This window comes from Vibrio antiquarius, assembly GCF_000024825.1.
In the GTDB taxonomy this organism is placed as follows: Bacteria; Pseudomonadota; Gammaproteobacteria; order Enterobacterales; family Vibrionaceae; genus Vibrio; species Vibrio diabolicus.
This window is the reverse complement of record NC_013456.1, coordinates 2780900-2800770: the sequence shown is the minus strand read 5'-3', so window position 1 is coordinate 2800770 and position 19871 is coordinate 2780900. Positions and strand designations below refer to the sequence as shown.

At 44.1% G+C, this 19871-nt stretch carries 18 protein-coding genes; 9 read left to right on the top strand and 9 right to left on the bottom strand.

Translation table 11 applies throughout. The features are described from left to right. Positions 1 to 222: 222 nt before the first annotated feature. The 3 genes from VEA_RS12915 to nagA all read right to left on the bottom strand — a co-directional run bounded on the left by VEA_RS12915 (position 223) and on the right by nagA (position 4247). On the bottom strand, positions 223 to 1812 hold the full coding sequence (locus VEA_RS12915) for a cation:proton antiporter family protein (protein ID WP_006742714.1): 1590 nt from the start codon (positions 1810 to 1812) through the stop codon (positions 223 to 225). Between the two features lie 81 nt (positions 1813 to 1893). Next, the gene (nagC, locus tag VEA_RS12910) at positions 1894 to 3108 is read right to left on the bottom strand and encodes a DNA-binding transcriptional regulator NagC (protein ID WP_006742713.1); all 1215 of its coding nucleotides are present in this window, start codon (positions 3106 to 3108) and stop codon (positions 1894 to 1896) included. 2 nt (positions 3109 to 3110) lie between these two features. Further along, positions 3111 to 4247, bottom strand: a complete 1137-nt coding sequence (gene nagA / locus VEA_RS12905; RefSeq protein ID WP_006742712.1) for an N-acetylglucosamine-6-phosphate deacetylase — start codon at positions 4245 to 4247, stop codon at positions 3111 to 3113. A gap of 489 nt (positions 4248 to 4736) precedes the next feature. Here nagA and nagE point away from each other — a divergent pair, with 489 nt between their 5' ends. Both nagE and glnS read left to right on the top strand, forming a co-directional pair. Next, on the top strand, positions 4737 to 6308 hold the full coding sequence (nagE, locus tag VEA_RS12900) for an N-acetylglucosamine-specific PTS transporter subunit IIBC (protein ID WP_006742711.1): 1572 nt from the start codon (positions 4737 to 4739) through the stop codon (positions 6306 to 6308). Between the two features lie 236 nt (positions 6309 to 6544). Then, the gene (glnS, locus tag VEA_RS12895) at positions 6545 to 8215 is read left to right on the top strand and encodes a glutamine--tRNA ligase (protein WP_005393044.1); all 1671 of its coding nucleotides are present in this window, start codon (positions 6545 to 6547) and stop codon (positions 8213 to 8215) included. Positions 8216 to 8503: 288 nt separating this feature from the next. Here glnS and fcrX read toward each other — a convergent pair whose 3' ends face one another. Then, positions 8504 to 8953 carry a ferric iron uptake transcriptional regulator FcrX gene (gene fcrX, locus VEA_RS12890; RefSeq protein ID WP_005382141.1) on the bottom strand — a complete coding sequence of 150 codons (450 nt, stop codon included), beginning with the start codon at positions 8951 to 8953 and terminating at the stop codon, positions 8504 to 8506. Between the two features lie 200 nt (positions 8954 to 9153). Between fcrX and VEA_RS12885 the strand changes: the two genes are divergently transcribed. Further along, positions 9154 to 9657 (top strand): DUF4442 domain-containing protein, encoded by a 504-nt coding sequence (locus tag VEA_RS12885; protein ID WP_012842049.1) that lies wholly within the window; start codon positions 9154 to 9156, stop codon positions 9655 to 9657. Between the two features lie 50 nt (positions 9658 to 9707). Here the strand turns inward: VEA_RS12885 and fldA are convergent, their stop codons facing one another. The 3 genes from fldA to VEA_RS12870 form a co-directional block, all read right to left on the bottom strand. Continuing rightward, positions 9708 to 10241: a flavodoxin FldA gene (gene fldA, locus VEA_RS12880; RefSeq protein ID WP_005393040.1), complete on the bottom strand. Its 534-nt coding sequence runs from the start codon at positions 10239 to 10241 to the stop codon at positions 9708 to 9710. Positions 10242 to 10289: 48 nt separating this feature from the next. Then, entirely contained in the window at positions 10290 to 10511 is a 222-nt protein-coding gene (locus VEA_RS12875) for a DUF2788 domain-containing protein (protein WP_005393038.1), read from the bottom strand. Positions 10512 to 10623: 112 nt separating this feature from the next. Beyond that, entirely contained in the window at positions 10624 to 11391 is a 768-nt protein-coding gene (locus tag VEA_RS12870; protein WP_012842048.1) for an alpha/beta fold hydrolase, read from the bottom strand. Between the two features lie 92 nt (positions 11392 to 11483). On the opposite strand from VEA_RS12870, the gene seqA reads away from it, so the two are divergent. Together seqA and pgm are read left to right on the top strand one after the other, a co-directional pair. Continuing rightward, positions 11484 to 12026 carry a replication initiation negative regulator SeqA gene (gene seqA, locus VEA_RS12865; RefSeq protein ID WP_005393026.1) on the top strand — a complete coding sequence of 181 codons (543 nt, stop codon included), beginning with the start codon at positions 11484 to 11486 and terminating at the stop codon, positions 12024 to 12026. 92 nt (positions 12027 to 12118) lie between these two features. After that, on the top strand, positions 12119 to 13765 hold the full coding sequence (pgm, locus tag VEA_RS12860) for a phosphoglucomutase (alpha-D-glucose-1,6-bisphosphate-dependent) (protein WP_012842047.1): 1647 nt from the start codon (positions 12119 to 12121) through the stop codon (positions 13763 to 13765). A gap of 62 nt (positions 13766 to 13827) precedes the next feature. Here the strand turns inward: pgm and VEA_RS12855 are convergent, their stop codons facing one another. Then, entirely contained in the window at positions 13828 to 14601 is a 774-nt protein-coding gene (locus tag VEA_RS12855) for a DUF1853 family protein (protein ID WP_012842046.1), read from the bottom strand. Between the two features lie 232 nt (positions 14602 to 14833). Here VEA_RS12855 and VEA_RS12850 point away from each other — a divergent pair, with 232 nt between their 5' ends. Next, positions 14834 to 15592, top strand: coding sequence for a Nif3-like dinuclear metal center hexameric protein (locus VEA_RS12850; protein ID WP_006742708.1), 759 nt, complete (start codon positions 14834 to 14836; stop codon positions 15590 to 15592). Between the two features lie 92 nt (positions 15593 to 15684). Here the strand turns inward: VEA_RS12850 and VEA_RS12845 are convergent, their stop codons facing one another. Then, positions 15685 to 16974, bottom strand: coding sequence for a citrate synthase (locus VEA_RS12845; RefSeq protein WP_005382163.1), 1290 nt, complete (start codon positions 16972 to 16974; stop codon positions 15685 to 15687). Between the two features lie 396 nt (positions 16975 to 17370). On the opposite strand from VEA_RS12845, the gene sdhC reads away from it, so the two are divergent. Genes sdhC through sdhA form a run of 3 tightly spaced genes read left to right on the top strand, consistent with a single transcriptional unit; the run spans position 17371 to position 19868 of the window. Next, a complete protein-coding gene (sdhC, locus tag VEA_RS12840) occupies positions 17371 to 17763 on the top strand; it encodes a succinate dehydrogenase cytochrome b556 subunit (protein ID WP_017634811.1) in 393 nt (130 codons plus the stop codon). Then, complete coding sequence (sdhD, locus tag VEA_RS12835; RefSeq protein ID WP_005382169.1) at positions 17757 to 18101, top strand: succinate dehydrogenase, hydrophobic membrane anchor protein; 345 nt, start codon at positions 17757 to 17759, stop codon at positions 18099 to 18101. Before sdhC ends, sdhD begins: the two co-directional genes overlap by 7 nt. After that, positions 18102 to 19868 (top strand): succinate dehydrogenase flavoprotein subunit, encoded by a 1767-nt coding sequence (gene sdhA / locus VEA_RS12830; RefSeq protein ID WP_005393016.1) that lies wholly within the window; start codon positions 18102 to 18104, stop codon positions 19866 to 19868. It begins immediately after the preceding gene. The last annotated feature ends 3 nt before the right edge of the window (positions 19869 to 19871 follow it).

The following is a 19871-nucleotide window of genomic DNA, read 5'->3' as shown; positions in this document are numbered from 1 at the left end:
CTTACTAAACTAAATAATTTCTAATCGGTATGGCTTCAATTTGCCATTACTAGTAAAAAAAGCAACGTTTTGTGATTATAAAAATGATAAAAAGCCTTGTTGTGTAAATATTATTTAATTTAATGGCTAGTTTGGTGAATGGAATCAAGGTTTGGTATAAAAACCATACAAAAAAGCCTTTCTATTGATAGAAAGGCTTTTAAAAAATATTAGTATGGTTGCTTATTTTATTGGTGTGAACTGAGGTTCAAGTTGTTTACACACATGTCGAGCAAAACCGCTACCTGCTTCACTGTATATATTGAATGCGGCGTCAACTCCGCTTTCCAGCAAACCTTCCAACTGATCTGGGTACTCGGCGATAGCAGCTATTTGCCCTTTATATTTTCTGCGTTTAAGCTGCTCAAGTGCGGTTTGGTTACCTTGATGATGAGGCATGGCAAGCAGCACCAGTTTGACATGACCTGTATCTAAAATTCGTTCCCAAAAATCTGGGTCTGTGGCATCGCCAGCGATCACGTTTCTTCCCTCTGAACGGTGCTGATGTGCTGCATCTTCACGAATTTCTATGCCTAGTGAAATTTTGCCATAGCGCGCACGTAATTCATCATAGGCCCCTGTCCCGATGCGGCCCATGCCTAAGATCAATACCTGGGCATGCCCAGGGTTAATGAGTTGGTCACGCTGGTTAAGCTTTTCTGCGGCTGTCTCTTGCAGCCACTTGCCGGAGTGTTGATAAATTTTGTGGCTAAGGCGGTTAAGTGGCGCAGAAATAATAAAGGACACAGACACCGCAACCGCAATCGCAGCGAGCATATCGCTTGGCATCCAGCCCATTTTGTAAGCCAACCCTGCGACTATAAGGCCAAACTCACTGTAGTTGAACAGCGATAAAGAGGCGAGCAAAGAGGTACGTACTCGAAACTTAAAGTGATTAATCGTGACGAAGTACAAGAGCCCTTTTATTGGCAGCAGTAAGATAAATAGTAGGGCGAGTACGACGCCATTGACGCTCAATGAAGCGGACAAGCCAATGTTTAAAAAGAAGCAGACTAAGAACAGCTCCTTCATATTGAATAGCGATTTGGATAGCTCTGAAGCTTTAGGGTGGCCAGCGAGTAGCATGCCTAAAATCAGCGCGCCCAAGTCTGGTTTCATTCCGACCAGTTCGAATAGCCCTGCCCCAACAACAAGCGCGAAGAAAATACCGAACAGCACCAGCATTTCGCCGTGGCCAACTTTATCTAACAGTTTATAGAATAGTGGACGAAGGAAAGGCAATGCGAACAAACCAATGGCATACCATTCTGGGACTTTGCCGGTTGAAGCAGTCAGGAATACCACGGCAAAAATATCTTGCATAACCAAGATACCGATCGCGAGTGTGCCGTAGGTCGCGTTCATTTCCCCTTTTTCTTGCAATGCTTTTACGGCAAAAACGGTACTGGAGAACGATAGTGCAAAAGCTAAAAGTAGGATTTGACCGCTATCCATACTGGCGAGCGAAGTTAAGCCCAGTAGTTTTAAACCTGATAGCGCTAGTGCAAAAAAAGCGGTAGACAGTATGTTGTGGGCGGTCGCTCCTCCCCATATTTCTTTGGACAGTAGCGTTTTGACATCAAGCTTGAGTCCGATCGTGAATAGAAGAAGAGTGACACCAAGATCTGCAAGAGTGACGATAACGTCATTGCTTTGATAGCCAAATGCATGCAAACCAAATCCTGCCAGTAGAAAACCAACGAGGGGAGGGAGGCTACATTTAAGCGCAATAAAGCCAGCTAAAAAAGCTGTTGTAATTAGAATAATTTCCATACTGTTGAGCTGTATTCCTGATATACAAAAACGGGCTGTGAAAACACAGCCCGAGATTGTAACTCAATTAGTTGTATAAACTTAGTCTTCAAGTAACTTTTGTAACAAAACTCCGTTTAGCATTGCGCGTTTAATCATCGCAAATGCGCCCATCGTTGGCTGCTTATCAATGTGTGAAGCCACGATAGGAAGGTCGTTATGGAAAGTTTTGAGAGATTGATTTTCGACATTACGTTGAATTGCAGGGAAGACTATGTCTTGTGCAGCAGTAATGTCGCCCGCAATGACAATTTTCTGAGGGTTAAACAAGTTAACGGTAATTGCAATCGCTTTACCTAACTGGTTACCCACTCGCACTAAACTCTGCTTTGCAAGTTCGTCACCATCCATTGCATGCTGACACACTGCTTCAATCGTGATGTTTTCAAGGTCAGTCAAGCTTGACTCATAGCCTTGAGCAATCAGTTGTTTTACTCGTTGGATAATGGCTGGGTTTGCTGCTACGGTTTCTAAGCAACCAAAGTTCCCACATTGGCACTGTTCACCAAGCGGATCGATTTGAATATGACCAATTTCACCGACGTTGCGGTTAAAGCCAAGAAAAACCTGGCCGTTAACGATAATACCTGCGCCAGTACCGCGGTGAACGCTAACTAAAATGGAGTCCTGACAGTCTTGGCTTGCCCCAAAGTAGTGCTCCGCTAACGCCATGCCACGTACGTCATTCCCAACAAAGCATGCGGTATTAAACTTCTCTCCAACAATTTCACCCAGCGCCAGATTATCGATATCGGTATTCGGCATGTACTCAACTACGCCTGTTGTTGGGTTTACAAGGCCCGGTAGCGTAATACCAATTGCGATGAGCTGATCAATTTTGTCTTCGCAACGGTTTACGAAGTCTTTAAGTAAATCGATAAGCCCAGCGATCAAGTCAGCTTGGTTGGTGTAATGCAGTTCGTGTTGATCTTCCGCAAGTGCAGTGCCACCTAAATCGTACAAACAAAATTGTACGTAATCTCGACCTAAACGAACCGCAATAGAGTGGAAGGGTTTGACTTCGGTGGTCAGAGAGATTGCACGACGACCACCAGTTGAAGCTTGCTGGGCGACCTCTTTAATAAGGCCGCGCTCTAAAAGTTGGCGGGTTATTTTGGTAACACTAGCAGGTGCGAGCTGGCTCACATCTGCGACTTGAATACGGGAGATAGGACCTTGCTGATCAATCAGCCTATATACCGCAGCGCTGTTAAGCTGTTTTACTAAATCTACATTACCAATCTGTCCGCCATTCATGCTTAATTTTGCTCGTATTGTCCGTTAACAACCGTCGCTTTTACTTTGAAGTCACGATCGAAAATGGTTAGGTTTGCAACCATCCCTTTTCGAACTCGGCCAAGGCGATCCTCAACACCAATTGCAGTTGCTGGGTATAACGTGGCCATTCGTAGAGCTTCGTCTAAAGCGATCCCCGCGTGCTCAACTGAATTCTGAACTGCTTCTATCATTGTCAAAGCTGAGCCGCCTAGTGTGCCGTTTTCATCAACACACTTACCATCTCGGTAATATACTTTCTTACCGACAAAAATAAAGTGATCAATGTTAGCACCTGCTGGAGCTGTGGCATCCGTCACCAAAACAAGCTTGTCACCTTTGATTTTATGAGCAATTCGGATGTTTGCGTAGTCTACGTGGAAACCATCAGCAATAATGCCAGCATAAACGTCAGGCGTATCGTAAATTGCACCAACAACTCCAGGTTCACGACCAACCATTGGTGTCATCGCGTTAAATAGGTGTGTGGCAAAAGTAATACCTGCTTCAAAGCCTTTACGCGCTTCGGCGTAGGTCGCATTTGTATGACCAATAGAAACTACGATGCCGGCTGTTTTTAATCGTGCAATATGTTCTGGATCGTTTTGCTCTGGTGCAAGCGTTACTTTAGCTATGATATCGGCGTTTGCGCAGATAAGATCAATCATGCTTTCATCTGACGGGCGAATAAAATCGACGTTGTGGATACCTTTTTTCGCGACGTTAAGATAAGGACCTTCTAGGTGTAGACCAAGTGATTGGTTTTGATATTGGTTGTGGTATTCACGAGCGGCAGAAATTGCAGTTTGCATATCTTCGTCTGATGAAGTAATGAGCGTTGGTAAGAAGCTAGTACAGCCGGACTTGAGGTTTGCTTCGTGCATGATTTGCATGGTTTCCGGTGTGATTGCATCGTTTAGCATTACACCGCCACAGCCATTCAGTTGCAGGTCGATAAAGCCCGGACTTAGGTTTGCGCCTGCGAGGTCTTTCACTTCGATGCCCTGAGGTAGCTCTGCAGCCGGTACAATAGATTGAATAAGGTCGTTTTCGATGATGACCGCATGATCGGTAAGAACATCACTACCGGTATAAATTTTACAGTTACTTAGCGCGTACATAGTCAGCTAGTCCTTATAGATGAGAATTCAATTTCTATATCGTTACCTAAGTGGAGACTGCTTTAGTCATATGGGTACTTAGTTTGTATCACTGAATTAGATAACGAGTCACATACAGCAAGTCGCGTTTTATCGATGTTATTGTCATAGTAACTAACTGAAAAGTAATAATTGTATGGTTTTTTATGATTCTTTTTCAGAGCAAAGTTACAGTGATTTACCCGCCTAGATACCAAAATAACACTGATTCTGCCTTGCATAAAGTGCGAGAATATTATCTTTAAAACGCCATTTTTTCGTATAATAAAATAAGTTTTATGATCTCGCTAGCAAAAACCTTCCGAAAGGGCAAATTGTGGTGATTATGATCACAAACGGTGAGCTTTTAATTTGCGGAGCAAAATTAATGTCATAAACTGAGGATGACTAAATTGGACGACTGAAATAAGTCATTCAACATAACATCTAATCCTATAGGGGGAACTTAAGGTGAATATTCTCGGATACGCGCAGAAGTTAGGTAAAGCTCTTATGCTTCCTATTGCGACTTTGCCAATCGCAGGCTTGTTACTGCGCTTGGGCCAGCCGGATGTTTTTGACATCGCATTTATGGCACAAGCAGGTAACTCAATCTTTTCTAACCTTCCATTGTTATTTGGCCTTGGTATTGCGATCGGTCTATCTAAAGATGGTCAAGGTGCAGCTGGCCTTGCTGGTGCAGTTGCGTACTTTGTACTGACAGCGACAGCGTCAACAATTGATGCATCAGTAAACATGTCGTTCTTTGGTGGTATCATCGCAGGTATTATTGCTGGCCACTCTTACAACGCTTTCCATGCTACACGTCTTCCTGAGTGGCTTGCTTTCTTCTCTGGTAAACGTTTAGTGCCGATTATGGCAGGTCTATTCGCTTTAGTTGCTGGTGCAGTTGGTGGCATTGTATGGCCAACAATTCAAGGTGGTCTAGATGCGCTTGCTCATGGCATCTCAACTTCTGGCGCTATTGGTCAGTTTATCTACGGTACACTGAACCGAGCCCTTATTCCTGTAGGTCTACACCACGTACTTAACTCATTCTTCTGGTTTGGTATGGGGTCTTGTCAAGAAGTGCTAGTAACTGGTGCAAATGCTGCGGGTCAAGCGCTTCCTGCTCTACAACAACTGTGTGTTGATCCTGCGCTAGCGAAAACGCTTGTGGCTGGTCAAACTCATACATTTGAATTCGCTAACTCTGTCACTCCTGAAATCACTGCAACAGTGAAGGAAGTAACTGAAACAGTTAAATCTGGTGACCTACACCGTTTCTTCGGCGGCGATAAGAGCGCTGGTGTGTTTATGAACGGTTTCTTCCCAGTAATGATGTTCGGTCTACCTGGTGCGGCGCTTGCTATGTACCTAGCGGCTCCTGCTGAGAAACGCAGCCAAGTTGGTGGTGCATTGTTCTCTGTTGCATTCTGTTCATTCCTAACTGGTATCACAGAGCCTCTAGAGTTCATGTTCGTATTCCTAGCGCCTGCACTATACGCGATTCACGCAGTGTTCACTGGTCTGTCGCTTGTTGTTGCGAACATGCTTGGTACGCTACACGGCTTCACATTCTCAGCTGGTCTAATTGACTACTTGTTGAACTACGGTCTAGCAACTAAACCGCTACTACTTGGTGCAGTTGGTCTTGGCTTTGGTGCTCTATACTTCTTCACATTCAGCTTCGCAATCCGCGCATTCAACTTGAAATCGCCTGGTCGTGAAGATGACGACAGCGAAGCAGCAGCGCCTGCTGGTGAGAAGAAAAGTGGTGACCTAGCTCGCCAATACTTAAAAGCACTTGGCGGTCATGACAACCTAACTTCAATCGACGCATGTATCACTCGACTACGCTTGACGCTAAAAGATCGTTCAGTCGCTGATGAGGAAGTACTGAAGAAATTGGGTGCGAAAGGTGTGGTTAAACTTGGTGAAAACAACCTTCAAGTTATCCTTGGCCCTCTAGCTGAAATCGTTGCTGGCGAAATGAAAGCAATCGGTGCTAATGAAGACCTATCGAATGTAAAATTGCCTTAATTACATCGAACTGATATCTGACTAAAGACCTCCCTCGGGAGGTCTTTTTTTGTTTTGGCACTTTGAATCTGCTGTGCTTTCGCACTAACTCGATAAATATTGTCGTTTTAGCGCGAGTTCTTGTTGTCTAATTGCTTAGAATTGTGGATCATTAGAAACAATGTACTCTGCAAAACCATACTTGGATGCAGAGTTCCGTTTTCTCTGACAATACTAATATTTTTGAGGTGCTATAGATGAGTGAAGCTGATGCTCGTCCATCAAACTTTATTCGCCAGATCATTGATAAAGATCTAGCGGATGGTAAACACACTAGCGTGCATACTCGATTCCCGCCGGAGCCAAATGGCTACCTGCATATCGGTCATGCTAAGTCTATCTGTTTGAACTTCGGTATTGCTCAGGACTACCAGGGTCAATGTAATCTACGTTTCGACGATACGAACCCTGAAAAAGAAGACATCGAATACGTTGAGTCTATCAAGAAAGATGTAAACTGGTTGGGCTTTGAGTGGAGTGGTGAAGTATGTTACTCATCAAACTACTTCGATAAGCTTTACGAATATGCAATTGAATTGATTAACAAAGGCTTAGCGTACGTAGATGAGCTAAGTCCTGAGCAGATTCGTGAATACCGTGGCACGCTAAAGGCGCCAGGTAAACCAAGCCCATACCGTGACCGTTCTGTTGAAGAGAACTTAGCGTTATTTGAAAAAATGCGCGCTGGTGAATTTGAAGAAGGTAAAGCGTGTCTTCGTGCCAAGATTGACATGGGTTCTTCATTCATGGTTATGCGCGATCCAGTTTTATATCGTGTGCGTTTTGCTACGCACCACCAAACTGGTGATAAGTGGTGCATTTACCCAATGTACGACTTCACGCACTGTATCTCTGATGCATTAGAAGGCATTACACACTCTATCTGTACGCTTGAGTTTATGGATAACCGTCGTCTGTACGACTGGGTTCTGGACAACATCACGATCGAAAGCCGTCCGCATCAATACGAGTTCAGTCGCTTAAACCTTGAGTACACAGTGATGTCTAAGCGTAAGCTTAATCAACTCGTCACTGAAAAACTGGTTAACGGTTGGGATGACCCACGTATGCCAACAGTCTCAGGTCTGCGTCGTCGAGGCTTCACGCCAGCATCTATCCGTGAGTTCTGTAAGCGTATTGGTGTAACGAAGCAAGAAAATATGATCGAGTTTAGCTCACTAGAATCTTGTATTCGTGATGACCTAAACGAGAACGCTCCGCGTGCAATGGCTGTGTTGGATCCTGTTAAAGTTGTTATCGAAAACTTTGAAGAAGGTGCAGTAGAAAACTTGACGGTCGCTAATCACCCAAATAAACCAGAGATGGGTGTGCGTGAAGTACCATTCACTCGTGAGTTGTGGATTGAGCGTGAAGACTTCCGTGAAGAGGCGAACAAAAAGTACAAGCGTTTAGTGCTAGGTAAAGAAGTTCGCTTACGTGGTGCTTACGTGATCAAAGCAGAGCGCGTTGAAAAAGATGCCGAAGGCAACATCACGACTATCTTCTGTTCTTACGATGCAGACACACTAGGTAAGAACCCGGCTGATGGCCGTAAAGTAAAAGGTGTGATTCATTGGGTATCAGCTGATAAAGCATTACCAGCGGAAATCCGTCTGTACGATCGTCTATTTACGGTTCCAAACCCGGGTGCAGCAGAAGACTTTGCTTCTACAATCAACCCTGAATCATTAGTTGTGATCAATGGTTTTGTAGAGCCTAGCTTAGCGTCAGCAGAAGCAGAAAAAGGCTACCAGTTTGAGCGTATGGGTTACTTTTGCGCAGACTCGAAAGATTCTTCAGCAGATAAACTAGTATTCAACCGCACGGTTGGCCTACGTGATACTTGGGCAAAAATTGAGAACCAATAATCTCGATTAATGCAAAAATCGATAAAAATGCCAGCAAATGCTGGCATTTTTTTATTCTCATTATCGTAATGCGGCGGTTATAGGTAGTGTAGGGAGTTGCTTAAGAACGAGGGACGTTTGATAAATGTTCGGTTTGAAAAAAAACAATGATGTTTATTAAGGTTTGAATTGGTAAGTCTAATCGACGCTTTACAAAAGTTGGTACGGCAATTCAGCTATTGAAAGATATCGCCCTCAGAAACAAAAAACGCCAGCATGAGCTGACGTTTATTTTAAATCAACAAACCGTTATTTTTTTGGTTTGTGTGCATCTGGATTGTCTTTACAACCACCATCACTGCACTTGCCGTACAAGTATAAGCTGTGGTTTGTTAGCGTGACATTGTACTTAGCTGCAATCTCTTTTTGACGTTCTTCAATAAGATCGTCAGAAAATTCAATTACCTCACCACAGTCTAGGCACACTAGATGGTCGTGGTGATGTTGAGTCGATAATTCGAAGACTGACTTACCACCTTCAAAGTGGTGACGAGTTACAATACCAGCATCATCGAATTGGTTTAGAACTCGGTAAACAGTTGCTAGGCCAATCTCTTCACCTAGATCAATCAACTTTTTGTACAAATCTTCAGCACTGATGTGCTGGCAGTCTGGCTGCTGAAGTACTTCTAGAATTTTTAGCCTTGGAAGGGTTACTTTTAAACCCGCATCCTTCAGCGCCTGATTATTATCTGACATATACTTTCCCGTTGGATCATCTGCAGCGATTTAACAGAATTCAATCTTCCTACCATTATAGGATAAGCGCTCAGAACATTAAACCACGAACTTCAAAGGGTTAATAGAATCTTTTTGTAAATTAGAAACAGGTCGATTATATTACAGATCTGACCAGTTACAATTATGTAACATTGAGCTTGGAGAGGGCACGGACTGCGATGAATAAGCGACTTGCGAAGATATACAAACCAGGAATTGTAAAATTCGCACTCAATATTTGGCCACCTTTTTGGGGCGCTGGTATTAAAATCTTACATATTTCTGAAGACTTTCGTACCGTGAAGGTGCGTTTGAAGCTTCGCTGGTGGAATAAAAACGCCAATCGTACTCAGTATGGTGGCAGTATTTTCTCTTTAACTGATCCCATTTACTCGTTGATGCTGATGGGGATTCTACGCGAGGAGTATTACGTGTGGGATAAAGAGGCGAGTATTAACTTTATTAAGCCAGGGCAAAGTGATTTATATGCAGAATTCGAAGTTACTGAAGGGATGCTAGAAAACATTTATCAAATGACACGGAATGGAGAAAAGTGTTTTCCTGAATTTATTACCCATGTAAAAGATAAGCAGGGGAATGTGGTTTCAGAGGTTCAACGCAAGCTTTATGTAAGAAAGAAACCTCAGTATCGCGAAGAGGAAGTGCTCACCGATACTTTGTGAAAATATACAAAAAGACCTCCAATCGGAGGTCTTTGTATAATTCGATTTATTTAGCCTTCAAGCTCAGCTAAACACATTTCTTCGTAAATCTGTTTAACCCAGTTCTCAACACGTTCGTCAGTCAGTTCCGGTTGACGGTCTTCATCGATACATAGACCTACGAATTGGCTGTCGTCGCCTTCAACAAGTGCTTTAGACGCTTCAAATTCGTAGCCTTCTGTTGAAGTATGGCCAAGAATTGTGCCACCTTTAGACTCAACGATATCACGTACTGTGCCCATCGCGTCACAGAAGTACTCTGCGTAGTCCTCTTGGTCGCCACAGCCAAAGATAGCCACTAGCTTAGTAGAGAAGTCGATTTGCTCAAGTTCAGGGAAGAAATCATCCCAATCACATTGTGCTTCGCCGTAGTACCAAGTTGGGATACCTAGAAGAAGAAGATCGAAGTTATCAATGTCTTCTTTGCTGCTTTTCGCGATGTCTTGAACGTGAACTAGATGCTTACCTAGTTGCTTTTGAATCATCTTTGCAACGGCTTCAGTATTACCTGTGTCGCTACCGAAGAAGATACCTACACTTGCCATAGAGTCTATACCTTTACATTGTTTGTTATTGGCGATGGTACTAAGGGTTTAACCTAACCCAGAGCCTTCCCAAGTTAGCTGAATTACACCTTTTGCAATAAAGCCAGCACAGCCTAGGAAAAGGACTAACCACACAATACGACGACCAAAAACAGGTACATTGCCTTGCTTTAGCACATCTTTTATCGCCATCCCGATGAAAAAGAAGATAGCAGCAAAAAGAAGATCGAGCCCAATAGACTCGAGCATATCCATATAGTCGTAAAGCATTTTAGCCCTTCATGCCGAAAAATCTTGGGCGCACTATACCACTGTTAAACGGTAAAGTTAATGCACTACAAGAAGGGTTATTTCAATAATCTATTGTTGCTTTTCGAATTTGTTAACTCGAAATGTATTTCCGAATGACTCTCATTACTTCAGCCGGTTTTTCGGCGTGAAGCCAGTGGCCAGTATTAGCGATAATATGTGCTTTTGCTTGTTTGAACTGTTTTTGCACCGCAGGTTGGTGCTCTGGCATTAAGTAATCGGAATCACCACCTTTAACAAACAGAGTGGGTATGTCTGTTGGGGCAATTTCCTGCCAGCCGATAATTTGTGCGTAATTCTCAAAAAGGCTCGGTACGTTAAACCGCCAGTCCATTTTATCGCCATTTTTGTATAGTGACTTAGAGAGAAATTGTCTTACACCGTCGATCTCAACATGTTGAGCTAGGATATCCATCGCTTGTTGACGGCTTGCTGGCTTTTCGTTAATTACGGCGTGTAAACCATTAAACACATTGTCGTGACGGTTTGCTGTGTAGGCGACAGGTGCCATGTCGAGCACAACCAACTGTTTGACGAGCTCTGGAGCAATGTCCACCAGTGTCATCGCGACCTTTCCACCCATTGAATGCCCAATAATAATAGATGGATCAACATTTAAGTGTTGTAGGAGTTGTGCCACATCTTTTGCCATGTCGGCGTAATTATGAATGTTTGAGTGAAAAGAGAGGCCGTGATTTCTCAGATCAATACTGATCACCGTGTGATCTTTAATAAGATCGCGGGCTAGTAGACCCAGATTACTTAAACTACCAAACAATCCGTGAATCAAAACAACTGTTTGGCCTTGGCCTTCCTGCTTATAGTTGAGTAATGCTGACATTTTATCTTATTCGTGATGGGTTTAACGTGGAGTATCCGAGAGGATCTCGTTATAATCCCCCAGAGTTTAAACATTGAGAATGTGAAAAGCGAATGAAAACAATTGAGGTTGATGAGGATCTATACCGTTACATTGCTAGCCAAACTAAGCATATCGGTGAAAGCGCCTCGGATATTTTGCGACGCCTTTTAAACCTTGATGGTCAGTTGCAGGAAGCTGAAGCCGCGCCTGTAGTAGAGAAGCCACAAGGGATTGTAGTAAGTAAAGATGCGGGTAAAACGGAATCTGTTGATGTAGTGAAAGAAATGCGTTCGCTGCTTATTTCTGATGAGTTTGCCGGTCTAAAAAAAGCGATTGATCGCTTTATGTTAGTACTATCGACCTTACATAAATTAAATCCAGAAGGTTTCGCGCAGGCTACGAATGTAAAGGGACGCAAACGCGTGTACTTTGCAGATAATGAAGAAACCTTGTTGGCAAATGGCAACACGACCAAGCCAAAAGCCATTCCTGGCACACCGTTTTGGGTTATCACGAACAACAATACCAGTCGTAAAAGACAGATGGTTGAACAAGTGATGACACACATGGGGTACCAACCTGACTTAATAGAAAAAGTAACAGGTTCAATCTAAGAAACCTGATAGAAGCCTCATAATGTGTCGCAGTTAGCGGATATTATGAGGCTTTTTTAATTTTATTTGTATTTAAAGAAAGGATGTCAAACATGGCTATGCACCCTCGTGCTGGGCAAAAAGCGCAGCAGGAAGATCTTCACAATATTCCGGCACTTGTTGCCAATTACTTCTTGCTTCAACCTGATGCTAAGAACCCCGATCACAAGGTTCAATTCGGCACATCAGGTCACCGTGGTACCGCTGATAAGCATACATTTAACGAAAACCACATTTTGGCTATTGCTCAAGCGGTTGCAGAAGTTCGTGCCCAGCAAGGGACCACAGGTCCTTTGTTTGTCGGTAAAGACACGCATGCTTTGTCTGAACCTGCATTTTCTAGCGTGATTGAAGTTTTGATTGCGAATGGCGTAAAAGTCATCGTACAGCAGGATAACGGCTACACGCCAACACCAGGTATCTCGCACGCAATTCTGACTTACAACATCAAGCACGATGAAAAAGCAGACGGTATTGTGATTACACCATCTCATAACCCACCACAAGACGGCGGTATCAAATACAATCCGACTCACGGTGGTCCAGCAGAAGCTGAGTTGACTCAAGCTATCGAAGATCGTGCGAACGCACTGATTGCCGAAGGTTTACAAGGTGTTAAACGCTTACCACTAGCAGAAGCAAAAGCATCGGATCTGTTTGTGGAGATGGACTTGGTTAAACCCTATATCGATGATCTGGTGAACGTTATCGATATGGAAGCAATCCAAAAAGCAAATCTGAAGATTGGTGTAGATCCATTGGGTGGCAGCGGCATCGATTACTGGCGTCAAATTGGTCAGGCATACAACCTAGACCTAACGCTAGTAAGTGAAGCGATTGATCCTTCTTTCCAATTCATGTCTCTCGATAAAGACGGCGTTGTACGTATGGACTGTTCTTCTCCATACGCAATGGCGGGTCTATTGGCACTGAAAGACGAATACGATTTAGCATTTGGTAACGATCCTGACTACGACCGTCACGGTATCGTTACGCCAAAAGGTTTGATGAACCCGAACCACTTCTTAGCCGTTTGTATCGACTACCTATACCGCCATCGTGACGCATGGGGTAAAGATGTAGCTGTTGGTAAAACACTAGTATCAAGTGCACTGATTGACCGTGTTGTTGCGGATCTAGGTCGTGAGCTATGTGAAGTACCAGTAGGCTTTAAATGGTTTGTTGATGGTCTGTACACTGGTAAATTCGGCTTCGGTGGCGAAGAAAGTGCCGGGGCATCTTTTCTTCGTAAAGATGGTACGCCTTGGTCAACAGACAAAGACGGCATCTTGTTATGTCTTCTAGCGGCAGAGATCACTGCGGTAACGGGTAAGAACCCACAAGACTACTATGAAGAGCTAGCGGCGAAACACGGTGAGTCGAAATACAACCGTATTCAAGCTGTAGCGAATGGCCCTCAAAAAGACGTACTGAAGAAGTTGTCACCAGAAATGGTCGCGGCTGAAACACTAGCGGGTGATCCAATTACGGCTCGTCTCACGCATGCGCCTGGTAATGGTGCTGCAATCGGTGGTCTAAAAGTAACGACTGCCAACGGCTGGTTTGCTGCTCGTCCATCAGGCACAGAAGACATCTACAAGATTTACTGTGAAAGCTTCAAAGGTGAAGAGCACCTAAAACAAATCGAAGCAGAAGCACAAGAGATCGTTAATCAAGTGTTTGCAGCTGCCGGCCTGTAAACCATTCAATAGTCGATTTAGAAAACAAAGGGTTGATGTGCAAGCATCAACCCTTTTGCGTTTTAAGATTCCTGAACTGAGTTGTTTCCGGGCCAGGAATCCGGTACCACAAACCAGAATTGACCGTCCTCCGTTTGTGCATGTACAAATCGGTCTGAAGGCTTTTCAATGGGTTGAGATAAATCGTCCGTACCAATCGCCCAGCATGGTTTGTGTAAATGATAAAGTGGCTTACCGATTAACTCCCATTGGCTCTGGTAGCACCAGTAACCACTAATCTGACTTGGATTTAGTTCATAACCCAAGCACTCGCTAGGAGTTGGCTCTGGAGTAAACGGATTAATATAGAGTCGTCCTTGCATCAATAGATGCTCTTGTGGGGCGTCGTTTAACGGAATTATTTTTTGAAATTCCGGGCGATCGCTCATTTTCAACTGATGAGTAAGCATTCTATTCAGTTTTGTATGCAGCTGGTCGTGAGCATTCGGACCATACCAAACGCCGTTATAAAGAAGATAAAACTTAATCGCCACTTCCCAGTGTTCTATTTGATTTGATTCTGTATTCCGCAACACCAAATCTATAGCACCAATGGTCTTACCTTCGATGTCGTTTAACTGAACCTCTTCCGCGATAACCTGATATCGTTCTGAACTAGAGAGAACTGCAGTGCATAAGTGCTGATATAAAAAGCCCAATCTTGGATTACCATTGTATTGCTCAGCGTTATTTAAAGGCGTTACCGAAAGATCCTCTAAGGTTGTAAACGGAGGGCGTAACTTGAAAAGAGGAGATGAAGTGGCGATCCATTGGTAAAAGCGTTGCAGTTGGTTCATCCGTATCCCTATATGTATGGTGAGGCGACAAGCTTTGTTATTGTAACTAAATTTGCTTTTGAGGGTAGGGTGGCTAGCATCGATATTAAGGTTCGAGATACACTTTAAGTACCTAAATGATATCAAGGTGCCAGATGTCAAAACGTTGTTGTATCAACTAGGTTGCACACTCTCGGTCTGATTTCATCGAGAGGTTATTTAGGCTTACATGCGCTAGAAATTGGAAGTAATAATGAATAACTTAAAGCTAGAACAGATTCTTAATGACAAACTGTCACCGCAGTTAATTAAAGATTACGCACCAAACGGGTTACAGGTAGAGGGGACGCCAGCCGTAAAGCGTATTATCACTGGCGTAACTGCCTCCCAAGCCTTAATCGATAAAGCGATTGAGCTTAATGCAGACGCATTACTCGTTCATCACGGTTATTTTTGGAAAGGTGAACCTGAGCCAATTCGTGGTATGAAAGGTAAACGAATTCGTAGTCTGATCAAAAACGATATCAACTTATATGGTTATCACCTTCCTCTGGATATTCACCCAGAGCTAGGCAACAACGCCGAATTAGCTCGCTTACTTGAAATCGAAGTAGAAGGTGGACTTGAAGGACATCCTCAATCAGTAGCCATGTTTGGACGCTTGAAAAAACCGATGTCTGGTGCTGAGTTTGCGAGCAAGATCAATCAAGTTCTTGATAGACAACCACTGCATATTGCTCCAGAGAATACCGATAAGATGATTGAGACGGTCGGTTGGTGCACTGGTGGAGGGCAGGATTTTATTGAACTTGCTGTACAACACGGGCTGGATGCATTTATCTCTGGAGAAATTTCAGAGCGTACCACTTATACCGCTCGTGAAATGGACATTCATTACTTTGCTGCAGGTCATCATGCTACTGAGCGTTATGGTGTTCAGGCTTTAGGCAAATGGCTAGCGGATGAGTATGGCCTACATGTGGAGTTTATCGATATTGATAATCCGGTTTAGTGTTCGCTATTCATAACGTGAAACGCTGAAAAGAAAAAAGGGTTGAGACAAAATCTCAACCCTTTTGTTTGTTTATCTTCTAACTAAAAAGATCATTCACGTTCGTGAAGTGGAGAAAACTCACGCTGTGTCTCACCAGTGTATAGCTGACGAGGACGACCGATGCGGTTCAGTGGATCGCTGTGCATTTCGTTCCAGTGAGCAATCCAGCCGATGGTACGAGAAATCGCGAAGATAACCGTAAACATAGAAACTGGAATACCAATCGCTTTAAGAATGATACCTGAGTAGAAGTCTACGTTCGGGTACAGCTTCTTAGAAACGAAGTACTCATCAGAAAGCGCAATGCGCTCAAGTTCCATTGCTACATCTAGTAGAGGGTCTTGAATGTTTAGCTCTTTGAGAACTTCATGACACGTTTCGCGCATTACTGTCGCACGTGGATCGTAGTTTTTATAAACGCGGTGACCAAAGCCCATTAAGCGGAATGGGTCATCTTTGTCTTTCGCGCGGTCTACATACTCAGGGATGTTATCGACGCTGCCAATCTCTTCTAACATTCTCAAGCACGCTTCGTTTGCACCACCGTGAGCAGGTCCCCAAAGTGATGCAATACCAGCGGCAATACATGCAAATGGGTTAGCACCAGAAGAGCCAGCTAGACGTACAGTTGACGTCGACGCATTCTGTTCATGATCCGCGTGTAGCGTGAAGATTTTATCCATTGCACGAGCAACGACAGGGTTTACTTCATACTCTTCGCAAGGGTTTGCGAACATCATGTGTAGGAAGTTTTCTGCGTAGCTCAAATCGTTGCGTGGGTAGATAAATGGCTGACCGATAGAGTATTTGTAACACATTGCAGCCAGTGTCGGCATCTTCGATAGCAGACGGTACGCCGCGATCTCGCGGTGCTCGTCGTTGTTGATGTCAAGAGAGTCGTGGTAGAAGGCTGCAAGTGCACCGACTACACCACACATTACTGCCATTGGGTGAGCATCACGTCGGAAGCCATGGAAAAAGCTTGCGATTTGTTCGTGGACCATAGTATGACGCGTTACGGTCGTCTTGAATTGCTCGTATTGTTCTCGGGTAGGGGCTTCACCATAAAGAAGGATGTAACATACTTCTAAGTAATCTGCGTTATTGGCTAATTGATCAATCGGGAAACCGCGGTGCAAAAGAATACCTTTGCCGCCATCGATGTACGTGATTGATGATTCACAAGATGCAGTGGCAAGAAAACCTGGGTCAAAAGTAAAGTAACCATTGGCTCCCAGCTTACGAACGTCAATTACAGGTGTACCTAGCGTACCGTCCATAATTGGCAGTTCGATTGGCGCTTGACCTTCAACATGAAGGGTCGCTTTCTTATCCGCCATAACAATCTCCTTTGTTTATTATTTAATCCGTCCAGGATGTTTATGTGCCATTTTTGTACTGTTGTTAAAGCTTAAAGTCAATTTTTCTCCATCTTTGTGTGCACTTGTTATGATTTTTCTCATGAAAATCGTTAAAAATCTGTTCTATGTAGCATAATTTGTTACACCAATTGTATTAGAATGTTGCTCGCCGTATATTGGCTAAGAAAATTTTAGTTAAATCCTTATAAATTCGGGGCTAGAAACAAAGAGTGAGGTTTGTTGCTGGACTCCGGTTGTTAACAAGTTGTTTACAATTATCTGGGTGGTTACTCGCGATATTTGTTAAATAGATGTTAACTTTTGTACGTTTGGAAGCTGAAATTGGTTATAACAATAAATGCTCAATGGAGCTGAGTGAGCAAGCCCGTGAAAGAAAGAAAGTCAAGACCTGTTAATTTAGATTTACAGACCATCCACTTTCCTATCACAGCAATCGCATCCATCCTACACCGTGTGTCTGGGGTAATTACGTTTGTTGCGGTGGGTATACTACTGTGGTTACTATCCATTTCTCTGTCATCCCCAATGGGTTTTATGGAAGCCGCTGACATCGTCGATAGCTTCTTCGTAAAATTCATCCTGTGGGGAATTCTTACTGCACTTGCCTACCACATTGCAGGTGGTATCCGTCACTTGTTGATGGATCTAGGTCACTTTGAAGAGCTAGATTCTGGCACGATGAGCGCTAAAGTCGCGTTTGGTGCAACAGCAGTATTATCATTATTGGCGGGGATCTTGGTATGGTAAAACACGTATCTTCATTTGGTCGTAATGGTGTACACGATTTCCTACTGATTCGTGCAACTGCAATCATTATGACGCTATACACGATTTATCTGATTAGCTTCTGTGCATTTTCAGATATCTCTTACGCATCTTGGACCCAATTCTTTGGTGGTACCTTCACTAAAGTATTCACCATGTTGGCACTTGTCTCGATCCTGATCCACGCATGGGTCGGTTTATGGCAGGTATTAACGGATTACATTAAGTGCGCGAAACTTCGTGGCGCACTGCAACTTGGTGTTATTGCCGTGCTATTCGGCTATGTCTTCTCTGGTCTATTTATTCTGTGGGGTGCGTAAGTGTCTATTCCAGTTCGTGAGTTTGACGCCGTAGTAATCGGCGCTGGTGGTGCAGGTATGCGCGCTGCACTACAAATTTCAGAACAAGGCCTATCATGTGCTTTGTTGTCAAAAGTATTTCCAACACGTTCTCATACTGTGTCTGCACAGGGCGGTATTACCGTTGCTCTGGGTAACTCGCACAAAGACGATTGGCAATGGCACATGTATGATACCGTTAAAGGTTCCGATTACATCGGTGACCAGAACGCGATTGAATACATGTGTAAAAATGGCCCTGAGTCCGTTATCGAACTAGAAAAAATGGGTCTTCCATTCTCTCGTTTTGATAACGGTACTATCTACCAACGTCCATTCGGTGGTCAGTCAAAAGAATTTGGTGGTGAGCAAGCTGCACGTACAGCAGCAGCTGCGGACCGTACAGGTCACGCGCTTCTGCATACGCTTTACCAACAAAATGTGAAACACAAAACCACCATTTTCTCGGAATGGTATGCACTAGACTTGGTGAAAAACCAAGACGGCGCCGTAATGGGCTGTACTGCGATTTGTATGGAAACAGGCGAGATTTGTTACTTCAAATCGAAAGCAACGATTCTAGCAACAGGTGGTGCAGGTCGTATTTACGCGTCGACCACTAACGCACACATCAACACTGGTGACGGTGTAGGTATGGCATTGCGTGCGGGTGTACCTATGCAAGACATGGAAATGTGGCAGTTCCACCCAACGGGTATCGCTGGTGCAGGTGTTCTTGTAACAGAAGGTTGTCGTGGTGAAGGTGGTTACCTTCTAAATAAAGATGGCGAACGCTTCATGGAGCGCTATGCTCCTAACGCGAAAGACCTTGCAGGTCGTGACGTAGTTGCACGTTCAATGATGATCGAAATTCGTGAAGGCCGTGGTTGTGATGGTCCTTGGGGTCCACACATTAAGCTGAAGTTGGATCACCTTGGTAAAGAAGTGCTTGAGTCACGTCTGCCTGGTATCTGTGAGCTGTCTCGTACTTTCGCGCACGTTGATCCAGTGAAAGAGCCAATTCCAGTAATTCCAACCTGTCACTACATGATGGGTGGTGTACCGACTCAAGTGTCTGGCCAAGCAATCAAGCAAAAGGCTGACGGCAGCGAGATGGAAGTACAAGGTCTATATGCATGTGGTGAGATTGCTTCTGTATCAGTACACGGAGCAAACCGTCTAGGCGGCAACTCATTACTAGACTTGGTCGTGTTTGGTCGCGCGACTGGCTTGCACCTTGGCGAAACGCTCGCAGCGCAAGCTGAGGCACGCCCTGCAACTGAATCTGATATTGAAGCATCTCTAGCGCGTACCATGCGTTGGGAAAATAGTACTGGCGGTGAAGATCCAGTTCAAATCCGTAAAGACCTACAAGCTTGCATGCAAAACAGCTTCTCGGTATTCCGTGAAGGCGATGCAATGGCAACGGGTCTAGAAGAGTTGAAAGTGATTCGCGAACGTCTGAAAGATGCACATCTAGCGGACAAGTCTTCTGAATTCAACACGCAACGTATTGAGTGTCTAGAGCTAGACAACTTGATGGAAACAGCATTCTCTACAGCCGTAGCGGCTAACTACCGTACTGAAAGCCGTGGCGCACATGCTCGTTTCGATTTCCCTGAGCGTGATGATGAGAACTGGCTATGCCACTCTATCTACAACCCGGAAACAGAAGCGATGACTAAGCGTGATGTGAACATGACGCCAACGCATCGTGAAGCTTTCCCGCCGAAAGTACGTACATACTAAAGG